General features: G+C 70.8%; 15 protein-coding genes. 8 read left to right on the plus strand and 7 right to left on the minus strand.

The annotated features are described in order from the left end of the window. The first annotated feature begins 12 nt into the window (after positions 1–12). From QM792_RS15525 to QM792_RS15560, 8 genes are all read left to right on the plus strand, one after another. Entirely contained in the window at positions 13–1,119 is a 1,107-nt protein-coding gene (locus QM792_RS15525) for a hypothetical protein (protein WP_415151005.1), read from the plus strand. After that, a complete protein-coding gene (locus QM792_RS15530; protein ID WP_415151006.1) occupies positions 1,103–2,005 on the plus strand; it encodes a metal ABC transporter substrate-binding protein in 903 nt (300 codons plus the stop codon). Before QM792_RS15525 ends, QM792_RS15530 begins: the two co-directional genes overlap by 17 nt. After that, the gene (locus QM792_RS15535) at positions 2,005–2,739 is read left to right on the plus strand and encodes a metal ABC transporter permease (protein WP_415151007.1); all 735 of its coding nucleotides are present in this window, start codon (positions 2,005–2,007) and stop codon (positions 2,737–2,739) included. The genes QM792_RS15530 and QM792_RS15535 overlap by 1 nt, the downstream gene beginning before the upstream one ends. Positions 2,740–2,821: 82 nt before the next feature. Next, positions 2,822–3,391: a DUF2796 domain-containing protein gene (locus QM792_RS15540; protein WP_415151008.1), complete on the plus strand. Its 570-nt coding sequence runs from the start codon at positions 2,822–2,824 to the stop codon at positions 3,389–3,391. A 9-nt stretch (positions 3,392–3,400) separates the two neighbouring features. Then, on the plus strand, positions 3,401–4,117 hold the full coding sequence (locus QM792_RS15545; protein ID WP_415151009.1) for an ATP-binding cassette domain-containing protein: 717 nt from the start codon (positions 3,401–3,403) through the stop codon (positions 4,115–4,117). Next, positions 4,114–5,385: an ABC transporter permease gene (locus QM792_RS15550; RefSeq protein WP_415151010.1), complete on the plus strand. Its 1,272-nt coding sequence runs from the start codon at positions 4,114–4,116 to the stop codon at positions 5,383–5,385. Before QM792_RS15545 ends, QM792_RS15550 begins: the two co-directional genes overlap by 4 nt. A 4-nt stretch (positions 5,386–5,389) precedes the next feature. Continuing rightward, positions 5,390–5,947 carry a DUF3299 domain-containing protein gene (locus QM792_RS15555; protein ID WP_415151011.1) on the plus strand — a complete coding sequence of 186 codons (558 nt, stop codon included), beginning with the start codon at positions 5,390–5,392 and terminating at the stop codon, positions 5,945–5,947. A gap of 39 nt (positions 5,948–5,986) precedes the next feature. Further along, positions 5,987–6,370 carry a Fur family transcriptional regulator gene (locus QM792_RS15560; protein WP_415151012.1) on the plus strand — a complete coding sequence of 128 codons (384 nt, stop codon included), beginning with the start codon at positions 5,987–5,989 and terminating at the stop codon, positions 6,368–6,370. A gap of 15 nt (positions 6,371–6,385) precedes the next feature. Here the strand turns inward: QM792_RS15560 and QM792_RS15565 are convergent, their stop codons facing one another. The 7 genes from QM792_RS15565 to QM792_RS15595 form a co-directional block, all read right to left on the minus strand. After that, positions 6,386–6,700, minus strand: coding sequence for a hypothetical protein (locus tag QM792_RS15565; RefSeq protein ID WP_415151013.1), 315 nt, complete (start codon positions 6,698–6,700; stop codon positions 6,386–6,388). 130 nt (positions 6,701–6,830) lie between these two features. Next, positions 6,831–7,835 carry a LysR family transcriptional regulator gene (locus QM792_RS15570; protein ID WP_415151014.1) on the minus strand — a complete coding sequence of 335 codons (1,005 nt, stop codon included), beginning with the start codon at positions 7,833–7,835 and terminating at the stop codon, positions 6,831–6,833. Next, a complete protein-coding gene (locus QM792_RS15575) occupies positions 7,832–8,383 on the minus strand; it encodes a flavin reductase family protein (protein WP_415151015.1) in 552 nt (183 codons plus the stop codon). Before QM792_RS15575 ends, QM792_RS15570 begins: the two co-directional genes overlap by 4 nt. 44 nt (positions 8,384–8,427) lie before the next feature. Then, complete coding sequence (locus QM792_RS15580) at positions 8,428–9,672, minus strand: acyl-CoA dehydrogenase family protein (protein ID WP_415151016.1); 1,245 nt, start codon at positions 9,670–9,672, stop codon at positions 8,428–8,430. Between the two features lie 219 nt (positions 9,673–9,891). Next, complete coding sequence (locus QM792_RS15585; RefSeq protein WP_415151017.1) at positions 9,892–10,956, minus strand: maleylacetate reductase; 1,065 nt, start codon at positions 10,954–10,956, stop codon at positions 9,892–9,894. Next, a complete protein-coding gene (locus QM792_RS15590; protein WP_415151018.1) occupies positions 10,956–11,825 on the minus strand; it encodes an intradiol ring-cleavage dioxygenase in 870 nt (289 codons plus the stop codon). Before QM792_RS15590 ends, QM792_RS15585 begins: the two co-directional genes overlap by 1 nt. An 8-nt stretch (positions 11,826–11,833) precedes the next feature. Continuing rightward, the gene (locus QM792_RS15595; RefSeq protein WP_415151019.1) at positions 11,834–12,817 is read right to left on the minus strand and encodes an amidohydrolase family protein; all 984 of its coding nucleotides are present in this window, start codon (positions 12,815–12,817) and stop codon (positions 11,834–11,836) included. Between the last annotated feature and the right edge of the window lie 211 nt (positions 12,818–13,028).

Below are 13,028 nucleotides of genomic sequence, written 5' to 3' on the forward strand. Positions count from 1 at the left end.
GCAAGCTCGGCCTTGGCGCTCGCCGCGGCGAGCGCCTGCGCGCAAGCCCAGCCCGACGCGGAATGGAAGTTCGGCGCGGTGCTCGACGTGACGCAGACCAGCCGCGCCCTGGCCCTGGGCGGGCGGGACTCCGGCCTGCAACTGGGGCACAGCGACCTCAGCGCCGCCGGACCCGTCGGAGGGCACCTGCGGGCGCAGTTGACGGCAACCGTCGCCACGCACGAAGGCGCCGTCGAGAAGGGGATCGAAGAAGCGTGGCTCGAGACCACGACGCTGCCGGCCGGCCTGCAACTGCGCGCCGGGCGCTTCGCATCGCAGATCGGTTACCTCAACTCGCAGCATCCCCACGCGGACGATTTCGTCGAGCGGCCCTTGCTGTACCGCGCGTTCTTCGGCGGGCACTGGAACGACGACGGGCTGCGCATCAACTGGACGGCGCCGACCGACATGTACTGGATGTTCGGCGTGGAGGCGCTGCGCGGCAAGCGCCTGGTGCAGCAGGCGGTCGGGTCGCCGCCCCGCGCGGGCGTCGTGACCCTGGTCAGCAAGCTGGGCGGCGACTTCGACGGCGCGAACAGCTGGCAGCTCGGCCTGTCGCACATCCGCAATCGCCGCGAGGCCGCGGTGGAAGACGAGCACGACCACGACGATGAGCAGGAACACGAGCACGCGCACCACCACCACGGCGCGCAGTTCAACGGCCGCAGGACGTGGATGGTGGACGCCACGTGGAAGTGGGCGCCGAACGGCAACAACCGCGAACGGCAGTTGCGCGTGACCTTCGAAGCGGCGCGCATCGAAGGGCTGAATCGCCACGCCACGTCGCGCGACCGGCAGGAAGCCAACGGCCTGGCGCTCGTCTGGCGCTTCGATCCGAGCTGGGAAGTGGGCGGGCGCACCGATTGGCTGCGGGTGCGCATGCCGCACGGCGAGCACTTCCACGGCGGCCTGCTGCGAGAGGCGTCGCTGATGCTGGCGTGGAAACCCAGCCACATGCAGTCGCTGCGCCTGCAGTACACCGCCCAGCGCGACGCGGTCGAATTCGAGAACCCGTCCAGGCGCACGATCCAGCTTCAATACGTCCTCGCCTTCGGAGCCCACGGTGCGCATTCTTTCTAGAGTCCTCGCGCTGGGCGCCGGCGCGTGGCTGGCGGCGCCGGCCAGCGCCTTCACCGTCTTCGCCTGCGAGCCCGAGTGGGCGGCGCTCACCCGCGTCCTGGTGCCCGACGCGACGCTGCACGTGGCGACGCACGCGGCCCAGGACCCCCACCACATCGAGGCCCGTCCGGCCTTGATCGCGCAGATGCGCAAGGCCGATCTGGTGGTGTGCACGGGCGCGGCGCTGGAGGTCGGCTGGCTGCCGATGCTGCAGCAACGCTCCGGCAACGCGAAGGCGCAGGACGTGTTCTTCGCCGCGAGCCACGTGCCCCTGGTCGACGCGAAGCCGGGCGCCGTGGCCGGCCCGTGGTCGGGTGATGTGCATGCCGAGGGCAACCCTCACGTGCACGCCGATCCGCATCGCCTGCTGAAGGTGGCCAATGCGCTCGCGCAGCGCTTGCAGCGCGAACGCCCGTCGCAGCGCGAGGCGATCGAAGCGCGCCGCGCGTCGTTCGAGGCGCAATGGTCCGCCCAGGTCTCCGACTGGGAACGGCGTGCCGCCGGCCTGCGCGGCAAGACGGTGGCGGCGCAGCACACCGGGTTCGGCTACGTCTGGCAATGGCTGGGGCTGCGGCAGGTCGCCGACCTGGAGCCGCAGCCGGGCATGGCGCCCACGCCGGGGCATTTGCAGCGCCTGCTGGGCGCGCTGAAGGCGCAGCCGCCCCTGGCCATCGTGGTGTCGAGCTATCAAGACCCGCGCTCGGGCCGATGGGTCGCGGCGCAACTGGGCGGCCGCGTGCCGCTGCTCGTGCTGCCGGCGACGGTGGCCGACGACGCCGGCGCCGACGAACTCGTGGCGTGGATGGACGGCTTGGTGGCGGCCTTGCTTCAGGCCGGGGCGCCGTAGTGCTCGACGTCTGGTTCCTGCCGCCGGTCGCCGCGCTCGTCTTCGGGCTGCTGGCGCTGGCGCCGCTGGGCGAACAGGTGTTGCGGCGCGGCGTGGTCTTCATCGACCTGGCGGTGGCGCAGGCCGCCGCGGCAACGGCGCTGTGGGCCGGCACGATGAGCGAGCATCCGGACCCATGGCTGACGCAGGCGCTTGCCGCCGGCGGGGCATTGGCATGCGCGGCGCTGGTGGCCTGGCTGAGCCGCCGCTGGCCCTCTCAACGGGAGGCCTTGATCGGGTTGCTGTACGTGCTCGGCGCGAGCATGGCGCTGCTCGGCGCCCGCCACGATGCCCATGGCCACGAACGCCTGGCGGAGCTGCTGGCCGCGGACGTGCTGTGGGCCGGCTGGCTTCAGGTGGCGATCCTCGCGGCCTGCGCACTCGCGGTTCACGCCACGCGCCGATGGCTGGGCGGCGACCGGATGTTCTTCCCGGTGTTCGCGCTGGCGGCGAGCGCGGCCGTTCCCGTGCTCGGGCTGTTCGTGGTCTTCGCCCTGCTCATTGCGCCCGCCTTGTGGCGCCAGGCCGGCTGCGGCTGGCCGCTGGCGCTGTCGGCCGCCGGCGCGGCCTGCGCCCTGGGGCTTGCCGGGTCGTGGCTGCTCGACGCCCCCAGCGGGGCCTGCGTGGCACTCATGCTGTCGGCCTGCGGAACGTTGAGCGTGGCGTCGAGCGGCCGCGCCCACGGGCGACGGTGAGCAAGACCCGTCGAAACTTATTTGATAATCCACTCTCAATCATGAATCACGGGCCGGTCGCGACCCGGTTTCAGGAGACACCATGCTCGAGCCTTCCCCCCGCCGCCGCGCGGGCATCCGCGCCGTTGCCACGCTCATCGGCGCCTTGACCGTCGCGCTGCCCGTGGCCGCCCAGCAGCATGCGCACACGCATGGCCGCATGGCGCTGGACGCCGCGATCGACGCGCAGACGATCACCCTGTCGATCGAATCTCCGCTGGACGGCTTGCTCGGCTTCGAGCGCGCACCGCGTAGCGATGCCGAGCGGCGGCGCGTGGCCGACATGGTCGCGCGCCTGAAGGCCGCCGACGGCTTGTTCCAGCCGGACCCGGCCGCGGGCTGCACGCTGTCGAAGGTCGAACTCGACTCCGCCGTGCTCGGCCTGGGCGAGGCACAGGCGCATGGCCACGGCGCCGCCGACGGCGAACATGCCGACATCGACGTGACCGTCGTCTTCACCTGCGCCAAGGCGACCGAGGCGCGCTTCATCGACGTCAAGCTGTTCGACGCCTTCAAGCGCGTCCGCGTCGTCGACGCGCAGGTGGCCTCGCCGCAAGGCCAGTTCAAGCGCAGCCTGAAACCGGGCGCGTCGCGCCTGAGCCTGGCACGCTGACGTCCAGCCATGGCCGGCGGCCTGCTCGAACTCGAGAACATGCGCTTTGCCTGGCCCGGCGGCGCCGGCGTCTGCCTGGACATCGCGGCGTTTCGCGTCGACGCGGGCGAAACCGTCTTTCTCCACGGCCCCAGCGGCTGCGGCAAGAGCACGCTGCTGTCGCTCTTCGCCGGCGTGCTGCTGCCCCAGGCTGGCCGCGCCACGCTGCTAGGCACGCACTGGGGCGATCTGCGCCCGACGGCGCGCGACCGCCATCGTGTCGACCATGTCGGCTACATCTTCCAGCAGTTCAACCTGCTGCCTTACCTCACCGCGCTGGACAACGTGCTGCTGCCGTGCCGCTTCTCGGCGCGGCGCCGCGCCGCCGCGGCGCAACAGGTCGGCTCGCCGCGCGCGGCGGCCGAGCATTGGCTGGCCGGCATGGGACTGGACGCCGCGGTTTGGCAGCGCGCGGCGAACACGCTGTCGGTCGGCCAGCAGCAGCGCGTGGCCGCCGCGCGTGCGCTGGTGGGGCAGCCCGACCTGGTGATCGCCGACGAGCCGACCTCGGCGCTCGACGAAGACCGGCGCGAGGCGTTTCTCGAGCTGCTTCTCGCGGCCTGCGCCGCGGCGGGCAGCGCGCTCGTCCTGGTCAGCCACGACCGCCGCATCGCCGGCCGCTTCGGGCGCCAGGTGTCGCTGCCGCAGATCAACCGGGCGGCGCGCATTCCGGAAGCCGCCGCATGAGCCGCGGCTTTCTGCTCGGCCTGGCCTGGCGCAGCGCCTGGAACCGGCGCTTCACGCTGGCGCTGACCGTGTGCTCGATCGCGCTGTCGACCTTCATGCTGCTGGGCGTCGAGCGGGCGCGCACCGACCTGCGCAGCAGTTTCTCCTCGGCGGTGTCGGGCACCGACCTGATCGTCGGCGCGCGAACCGGCTCGGTGCAGTTGCTGCTGTATTCCGTCTTCCACGTCGGCGCGGCCACCAACAACATCCGCTGGAGCAGCGTCGAGGCGTTGCAGCGCCTGCGCGGCGTGGCGTGGGTGGTGCCGCTGTCGCTCGGCGACTCGCACCAGGGCTTTCCGGTGCTGGGCACCTCGGACGGCTACTTCGAACACTTCCGCTACGGCGAGCAGCAGCCGCTGCGCTTTCGGGAAGGGCAGCGCTTTCGCGACCTGTACGACGCCGTCGTGGGCGCCGAGGTCGCGGACCGGCTGGGCTACCGGATCGGCCAGCGCATCACGCTGGCCCACGGCACCGGCAGCGCGAGCCTCGGGGCGGACCACGCCGACAAGCCCTTCGTCGTCAGCGGCATCCTCGCGCGCACCGGTACGCCGGTCGATCGCACGGTTCACGTCAGCCTGCAGGCCATGGAGGCGATCCACGTGGACTGGGTGGCCGGCGCGCCGCTTCCCGGACGGCGCATCGGCGCCGAGGAAACGCGCAGGATGCAGTTGCAACCGCAGAACGTGACCGCCGCGCTGGTGGGACTGCACAACCGCGCCGCCGTCTTCTCCGTGCAGCGGCAGGTCAACAACTTCGCCGACGAGCCGCTGCTGTCCATCCTGCCGGGCGTGGCGCTGGACGAACTCTGGGACGTGGTGGGCGTCGGCGAGCAGGCCTTGCTGCTGATGTCGGGGCTGGTGGCCGTGGTCAGCATGGCCGGGCTGATGTCGGTGGTGCTCGCGGGGCTGAACGAGAGGCGGCGCGAGCTTGCGGTGCTGCGCGCGGTCGGCGCCAGCCTGCACCACGTGCTCCTGCTGTTGACGCTCGAAGGCCTGTTGCTGACACTGGCCGGCATCGCCGCGGGCGTCGTGGCGCTGGCGGCATGCGTGCTGGCGCTGGGCCCGTGGCTGCAATCGGCCTTCGGGCTGGGGCTGCGGCTCGGCGAGCCCACCCCCCTGCAATGGCTGTCGCTCGCCGGCCTGCTGCTGGCCGGATGGCTCGCCAGCCTGCTGCCCGGCTGGCGCGCCTACCGCCTGTCGCTCGCCGACGGGCTGTCTCCCAGGATCTGACGCCATGACTCCGACACCATCCACCCCGCCATCACGACGCCGGCTGCTGCAAGGACTGGCCGCGGCCGTCTGCCTGGGCGCGGCGCCCTGGGCCCTGGCCGCCCCGTACCCGGAGATCACCTGGGACGACCTGATGCCCGCCGACTGGGACCCGACCAAGCCCTTTCGCGACCTGCAGAAGCCGGACCTGCGCTCCGATTCCGACCCGCGCGTGCAGGCGCTGTACGACCGGCTGCGCAAGGTCTGGGACGAGGCGCCGACGGTGCCGTCCATGGCGGGCCGGCAGGTGAAGATCCCGGGCTACATCGTGCCGCTGGAGTCCGGCAAGAACGGGATCCGCGAGTTTCTTCTGGTGCCGTATTTCGGCGCCTGCATCCACACGCCGCCGCCGCCGGCGAACCAGATCATCCACGTGCGGGCCGATCCGCCCGTCAAGGGCTTCAAGACGATGAGCGCGGTGTGGGTCAGCGGCACCCTCGGCCTGGAACGCGCGGGCTCGGCAATGGGCGCGAGCGGCTACAGCATGCAGGCCGCGCAGGTGGCGGCGTACACGAACAAGTGAGGGCGGGAAGGCGCACGCGCGGTTGCGACAATAGAGCCCATGGAACGCTCGACCCGCCAACGCCATTCGATCCGCGCCGTCATGGAGTCGGCCGGGCGCCCGCTGCTTCCCGCCGAGATACTCGCCGAGGCCCAGCGCGACGTGCCGGCGCTGGGCCTGGCCACCGTCTACCGCAACCTCAAGCAGTTGACGGAAGCGGGTGAGATCCAGTTGGTGGAACTGCCCGGCGAGCCGCCCCGCTACGAACTGGCCGGCCACAAGCACCACCACCACTTCCGGTGCAACGGCTGCCACCGCGTGTTCGACGTGCACGCCTGCCCGGGCGACATGCAGAAGCTGGCACCGCGCGGCTTTCGCGTCGAAAGCCACGAGCTGACGCTGTACGGCTCGTGCAGCGACTGCCGGCGCGCTGTTCAGGCGTGAGCGGGCCCGGTCGCCTCAGCCGATCTTCTTCTTGACGGCGTCGGCGGCTTCGGTCGCGGCCTCCTTGGTCGCCTGGACCGCGCTGCCGGCGACATCGACCGTCTTGTCGGCGGCCTTCTCCGCCAGGTTGGCTGCGCCTTCGGCGGCCTTGGCTGCGCCATCGGCCACCGCACCGGCCGCGCTCTTGGTCGACTCCCAGGCGTCGCTCGCGGCGGCCGCGGCCTTGTCCGTCACCTCGCCCGCGGCGTCGGCCACGCCTTTTGCGGCATCGGAGACGGCATCGGCCGCCTTGCCCGCAACTTCCTTCGCCTTGTTCCACAGATCCGACATTGCTGGCTCCTTCAGGGTTGTGCTCGGGGTTGCCGATGGTATCCCTTGGTGCGCCATCGCGAGCGCGGTGGGTACAAGCAGAACGGCCTGGCGTCGCCGCCAGGCAGGCCTCAGCATGACGCTGAAGTGCCTACAGTCCGACGGACTCCCAGCGCACCGGTTCGCACAGGGCCGGCTCGGCCTGCGGGCCGCGGCCGGCGGCCTGGTCTGGCGCGGCGGCCGGCGGCTCGTGGAACAGCTTGAAGATCAACTCGCGCAGCCAGCGGCTGCCGCCGTCCTGCTGGTAGCGCTCGTGCCACTGCTGCCGGATCGGGAAGGAGCCGATCTCGCAGGGCAGCGGCTCGATGCGCAAGGCCGGGCTGGCATCGACCATCGCCCGCGCCAGGCGGCTGGGCACGGTGAGCAGCAGGTCGCTGTCTTCGAGGACCGCACCCAGCCCCAGCGAATGCGCCGCGCCCAGCACGATGTGGCGGCGTTCCTGCAGGCCGGCGCGCGACAGCACCTTCTGCAGTTCGATGTCGGTGCGTCCGCTGGGCCGGTAGGCCACATGACTGGCGGCCAGATAGGCCTGCGTATCCAGGCCGCCCGCGGGAACCGGGTTGCCGGCACGCATCAGCACCACGAAGCTCTCGTCGAAGATGCGCTGCTGGTAGAAGGAACGGCCCATCGCCTCCCAGCTGCCGAGCGCGAGGTCGATCTGGCCGTTGAGCATGCGCTGCCGCACGTCCAGGAACGACGCCTCCACGGTCTCGAAACGGATCAGCGGGGCCTGGCGCCGGGCGGTCGCCAGCAACAGCGGCACCATGGTCAACTGGCCGATGTCGTTGACGGCGATGTGGAAGATGCGGTCGGAGCTCGCCGGATCGAAACCTTCGCCCTGGGCGATGGCCTGGGCCAGGTGGTCCAGGCCATGGCGCACCGGGCCGATCAGGCGCTCGGCCAGCGGCGTCGGCACCATGCCTTCCGGCGTGCGCACGAACAGCGGATCCTTGAAGCGCTCGCGCAGGCGCTTCAGCGCAGCGCTGACGGCCGACTGCGTCATGCACACACGCTCGCCGGCCTGGGTCACGCTGTGGGTGACGTAGATGGCCTGGAAGACGACCAGCAGGTTCAGGTCGAGCGAGGAGATCTTCATGGCGTCGTGCCGGCCGCGGCGGCGGCGATCTCCTGCAGCGAGCCCATGCGCCCCGCGTGGAAGACCAGCGGCTGCGCCGCACGGCTGGCGTAGCGCGCCACGCGGCCGACCAGGATGGTGTGGTCGCCCTCCTGGTGGCGCGAGTAGGTCGTGCATTCGTAGGTCGCGACCCCGCCCGCGCGCAGCCGCGGGCAGCCGCCGATGCCGGGCGCGAACTGCGCGTCGAAGGCCGCGAACTTGTCCGGCGCCGGGCGCGCGAAATGCTGCGCCAGATCCTGCTGGTCGAGGCCCAGCACGTGGATGATGAAATGCCGCCCCAGCACGAAGGCCTCCGAACTGCGCGCCTCGTCGCGGATGCTCCACAGCACGAGCGGCGGCGCCAGCGACACCGACGCGAAGGAATTGACGGTCACGCCTTCGCGCTTGCCGGTGGCATCCACCGTGGTGACCAGGCACACGCCGGTGGGAAAGGCGCCCAGCGACCGCCGGAAGCCCAGCGCATCGATGCCGAGCGGCGCGTCGGTCATCAGCGGTGTCCAGGAGTACATGGCCGGGCCCCCAACGACAGGCGTCTCTTGGATCGGCGGCCGGGCTAGTACTGGCCCTTGGGCTCCAGCCCCAGCAGGTGCTGGCCGACCATCGACGACACCGCGTCCCAGTTCAGACTGATGTGGCGCGCGATGGCATTGGCATCGCGCCACATGCGCTGCAGCGGCTGGTCGAGTGCCAGCCCGGCGCCCCCGACGGCGGTGAACAGCGATTCCACCGCGCCGTGCGACAGCCGCGTGGCGTAGGCATGGTCTCGCCGGTTGCGGATGCGCGCGTCGATGTCGATCGCGTGGCGGGCCGCGGCCAGTTGCTCCACCTGCACCGTGTCGCGGTCGATCAGCAGCCGCGCGGCATCCACCGCGGCCGCGGCTTCGGCCAGGCGCGACTGCACCGGGAAGAACTGCGCCAGCCGGTTGCCGCCGCCGGCGACCGCACCGCGCGTGACGCGCGTGCCGCACAACTCGATGAAGGTCTCCACCGCACCCTGGGCGGTGCCCAGCAGCGGCGACACCAGGCACACCGGCACGGCCGAGAGGAAGGGAATGCGGTAGATCGGGTTGGCGTTCACCGCCGCACCCGGCGGCGCGTTCGACGACGCCTCGGCGAAGCTCAGGCGGCGGTGTGCCGGCACGAAGATCGGCTCGTCGATGACGATGGTCTTCGAACCCGTGCCGGCCTGGCCGGCGACATGCCAGTTGTCCTCGATGCGCCAGTCTGCGCGTGGCGCGAGCAGGAAGCCGGCACCGCCGATGTCGGACGCCGGAAAGCTGACGCCCAGCAACGCCCATTGCGAGTTGTCGACGTTGGAGGCGAAGGCCCAGCGGCCCTGGATGCGGTAGCCGCCGTCCACCACCTCGGCCACGGCCGCGGGCGCGTAGGAGCCGCAGACGATGCTGGAGGGATCCTTGCCCCAGACATCGTCCTGCGCCGCCGCCGGAAAGGTACCGACCAGCCACTGGTGCACCGCACCGAGCGAGCAGCCCCAGGCCGAGGAGGTGCAGCCGCGCCCCAGTTCGCTGATGACGTCGATGAAGGCGGTGAAGCCGTATTCGTAGCCACCGAAGCGGGCCGGCTGCATCAGCTTGAAGAAGCCGGCCTCGTGGAAGTGCTGCGTCGTGGCCTCGGACACGCGCCGCGCCGCTTCGGTGGCCTGCGCCTGCTCACGCAGGTAGGGCACCAGTTCGCGCGCGGCCGAGACCAGCGAAGCCAAGCGCGGCGCTCCGGCGACGCTGCTGTGGCGCCCGGGCGCGTCGGCGCTGGCGATGGAAGGATGGAGTGTGGAACTCATGTGAAAGCCTTTTGTCTCCGTGAGTCATGGCTCGGCAGCTTCTGGTGGTTATTTTGATTGCAAATGCAATCAATAAAACCGGGGAAATCCCTTGAATCGCCTGGCCTCGGTGTCCCTTTAAATTCGAGGCTCTGGGAACAATTCCTTGCCAAGGATCGGCATCCACCGAATTTGATTGCTAATGCACTCAAATAGTGGCCGAGCCGAGCCGGCCCGACGTCAGTCGGGTGTGGGCGCCTCGCCGTGATAGGCGCGCTGCAGCAGGTCTCGCAGCGCCCGCCGCAGCAGCGGGCGCGGGTTCGGATAGGGGGTGGACACCGCCAGATCCGCCGCGCGGTCGAGCCCGGTCTCCGGCATGCCGATGGCCTTGAGCGACAGCGGCGCGCCATGGGCCTGCGCCAGGCGGTAGACGCCCAGCGCCGCATCGGTGGCGCCCAGCGCCGCGGCAATGCGCGCCATGGCCTGTGGCGCCGCCGACGCGTTGTAGTGCAGCGCGTGGGCCAGCATCACGCTGTGCACCTCGGCATGCGGCAGGTCGAAGCTGCCGCCGAGGGTGTGGCACAGCTTGTGGTGCAGGCCCATCGAGACCGCGCCGAGCACGGTGCCGCACAGCCATGCGCCATAGAGCGCCCGGCTGCGCGCCTCCAGGTCGCACGGGTCGTCGTGCAAGGGCGGCAGCGCCGCGGCGCAGGCGCGGATGCCTTCTTCGGCCATCAGCGCGATGACCGGGTTGCCGTCATGCGCATACAGCCCTTCGGCGGCGTGGGCGATGGCGTTGATCGCGCTGGTCACGGTCAGCCCGAGCGGCAGCGACAGCGTCAGCTCCGGGTCGTAGATCACCACCCGCGGCAGCACGCGCGGGTCGCGCCCGGTCTTCTTCAGGCCGGCCTCGGTGATGCCGTAGATCGGCGTGGCTTCGCTGCCGGCATAGGTGGTGGGCACGGCGATGATGGGCAGGCCGCTTTCCAGCGCGATCGCCTTGCCCAGGCCGACGGTCGAGCCGCCGCCCACCGCCAGCGCGCAGTCGGCGTCGAGCGCGAGTGCCGCTTCGCGGGCCTTGCGCGCCACTTCGATCGGCACGTGCATGGCGGCCTCGGCGAATGTCCCGGCCACGCGGCCGGGCAGGCGGTCGGCCACGGCCTGCGCCTGTTCCTGCTGGTTGGGCGTGCACATCACGAGCGCGCGCCGCACGCCCAAGCGGTCGAGTTCCGCAGGCAACCGGTCGATGCTGCCGGCGCCGAAGACGATGCGCGCGGCGCTCGCGCTGTAGGCAAAGGGCTGCATCAACGCGGCGCCACGGGGTTCAGCACGAAGTCGTACGTCAGCGAGTGGTATGGCGTCGCCATGGGCGTGCCGTCCGCAGCGACGCCGGCCTCGTGCCGTGGCCAGTCGGCGATCAGCGTGGAGCGCACGCCGAACACCGCATCCGATTCCAGGTACTCGCCGCCCGAGCGGAAGACGTGGGTGATCAGCGTCTCGTAGCCCGGCGCCTGGATCATGAAGTGCAGATGCGCCGGCCGCCACGGGTGCCGGCCGGTGTGCTGCAGCAACTGGCCCACCGGGCCATCGTGCGGAATCGAGTAAGGCACGGCGACGATCGAGCGGAAGTGGTAGCTCCCGTCCGCCAGGCTGCGCAGCCGGCCGCGGCCCTGCGCATGGTCCAGGTCCGCGCGCTGCACGTCGTAGCAGCCTTCGTCGTCGGACTGCCAGACGTCGATGCTGGCGCCGGCGATCGGCTCGCCGCCGAGCCCGCGCACGCTGCCGCGGACGAAGCAGGGCTCACCACACGCGCCATTGGCGATGTCGCCGCCGTTCTCGATTTCGGGTGCGCCGGAGACGAAGAAGGGGCCGAACACCGTCGCCTCGGTGCAGCCGGCGGGCCGCCTGTGGCTCTGCGCGGTGACCAGCGTGGACAGCCCCAGCACGTCGGACAGCAGGATGAACTCCTGCCGCTTGTCGTCGGTGATCTTGCCCACCCGCGTCAGGAAGTCGATGCCCAGCGACCATTCCGCCTCGGTCAGTTGCACCTCGCGCGCGAAGTCGTGCAGGTGCCGCACCAGGCTGTCCATCACCTCCTTGAGACGCGCATTGCCCGTGCCGGCCTGCGCCTTCAGCACGGCCCGGGTGATGCTGCGTTCGTCGATGTCGATCATCGGCCGCCTCAGCGCGCTTCGAGCTTGAACAGCGACAGCGCGTTGGTGCGGCCGATCTTCACCCGGTCGGCTTCGCTGATGCTGGTGTCGTCGAACCACTGGCAGGCGTGGTCCACGTTCTCGAAGGGCCAGTCGGTGGAGAACAGGATGCGGTCCGCGCCGATCTCCAGCATCGCGTCGACCAGCGTCTGCGTGCGGAAGTTGCCGGAGGTGGTGAGCCAGAAGTTCTGCTGGAAGTAGTCGCAGAGCTTGCGCTTGGCCGGATAGGTCTTCGGCGCCTTGACCCAGGCATTGCGATGGTCGACGCGCCACATGTTGTAGGGCAGCCCTTCGCCCAGGTGGCCGAGGATGATCTTCAGCGCCGGATGCCGGTCGAACAGGCCGCTCGCCATCAGGCGCAGCGCGTGCACCGCGGTCTCTTGCGCGAAGGCCCAGGTCGGGCCCAGCAGCCAGGGGTGGCCGTCGTAGATCTGCGCACAGCTGGCGATCGGATTGCGCGGATGCAGATAGAAGGGTGCGTCCAGACGTTCCGCCGCGGCCCAGAAGGCCGCGTACTGCGGCGCGTCGTAGTAGACCACGCGGTCGGGCGTGCCGACTTGCGAGAAGCCGTTGACCAGCGCGCCTCGAAAGCCCAGCTGCGTCATGCAGCGCTCCAGCTCCTGCGTCGCACGTTCGGGATCCTGCATCGGCAGCGCCGCGAAGGCCTGGAAGCGGTCCGGCCGCCTGGCGACCTGCTCGGCCAGGAAGTCGTTCGCGCGCACCGCCAGTTCGCAGGCTTTCGCCGGGTCCGGCACGGCCTGCACGGCGGGCGCGTTCAGCGACAGGATCATCATCTCCATGCCGTGCGCGTCCATCTCGCGCAGGCGCCGGTCGTGGATGTCCAGCAGGCGGGCACTCAGTTCCCGCCAGTAGTCGCCGGGCACGAAGCCGGCGGAATCCTGCAGCGTTTCGGGAATGGCGAAGTGCTCTTCCAGACCGATCTTTCCCTGCATGTCGTCTCCTCGAGGCGGCGGCTGCCGCACGGTGTGATGCACGGCCGCGCCGCCGTGGCGCCGGCCCTGGCGAACAATCTATGAGCGCGGGTGCGCGGCGTCGAACGAATTTCAGTGATAGCGCGCATTCGGCGGCGGCATGGCCGTCGATGCCTGCCGGCCACGCCGCTTGCCAATCGCCGCCATCAGCCTGCGGCTGGAGGCGGCAGCG

Origin of the sequence: Piscinibacter sp., from assembly GCF_047600445.1 — a bacterium.
Taxonomy (GTDB): domain Bacteria; phylum Pseudomonadota; class Gammaproteobacteria; order Burkholderiales; family Burkholderiaceae_C; genus Piscinibacter.

What these genes read in the sequence shown, in the direction of transcription:
- QM792_RS15545 (WP_415151009.1), top strand. Translation starts at nt 3,401, where the DNA reads ATGGCCGGCGGCCTGCTCGAACTCGAGAACATGCGCTTTGCCTGGCCC.
- QM792_RS15590 (WP_415151018.1), bottom strand. Translation starts at nt 11,825, where the DNA reads ATGATCGACATCGACGAACGCAGCATCACCCGGGCCGTGCTGAAGGCG.
- QM792_RS15580 (WP_415151016.1), bottom strand. Translation starts at nt 9,672, where the DNA reads ATGAGTTCCACACTCCATCCTTCCATCGCCAGCGCCGACGCGCCCGGG.
- QM792_RS15575 (WP_415151015.1), bottom strand. Translation starts at nt 8,383, where the DNA reads ATGTACTCCTGGACACCGCTGATGACCGACGCGCCGCTCGGCATCGAT.
- QM792_RS15565 (WP_415151013.1), bottom strand. Translation starts at nt 6,700, where the DNA reads ATGTCGGATCTGTGGAACAAGGCGAAGGAAGTTGCGGGCAAGGCGGCC.
- QM792_RS15595 (WP_415151019.1), bottom strand. Translation starts at nt 12,817, where the DNA reads ATGCAGGGAAAGATCGGTCTGGAAGAGCACTTCGCCATTCCCGAAACG.
- QM792_RS15585 (WP_415151017.1), bottom strand. Translation starts at nt 10,956, where the DNA reads ATGCAGCCCTTTGCCTACAGCGCGAGCGCCGCGCGCATCGTCTTCGGC.
- QM792_RS15555 (WP_415151011.1), top strand. Translation starts at nt 5,390, where the DNA reads ATGACTCCGACACCATCCACCCCGCCATCACGACGCCGGCTGCTGCAA.
- QM792_RS15560 (WP_415151012.1), top strand. Translation starts at nt 5,987, where the DNA reads ATGGAACGCTCGACCCGCCAACGCCATTCGATCCGCGCCGTCATGGAG.
- QM792_RS15540 (WP_415151008.1), top strand. Translation starts at nt 2,822, where the DNA reads ATGCTCGAGCCTTCCCCCCGCCGCCGCGCGGGCATCCGCGCCGTTGCC.
- QM792_RS15570 (WP_415151014.1), bottom strand. Translation starts at nt 7,835, where the DNA reads ATGAAGATCTCCTCGCTCGACCTGAACCTGCTGGTCGTCTTCCAGGCC.
- QM792_RS15550 (WP_415151010.1), top strand. Translation starts at nt 4,114, where the DNA reads ATGAGCCGCGGCTTTCTGCTCGGCCTGGCCTGGCGCAGCGCCTGGAAC.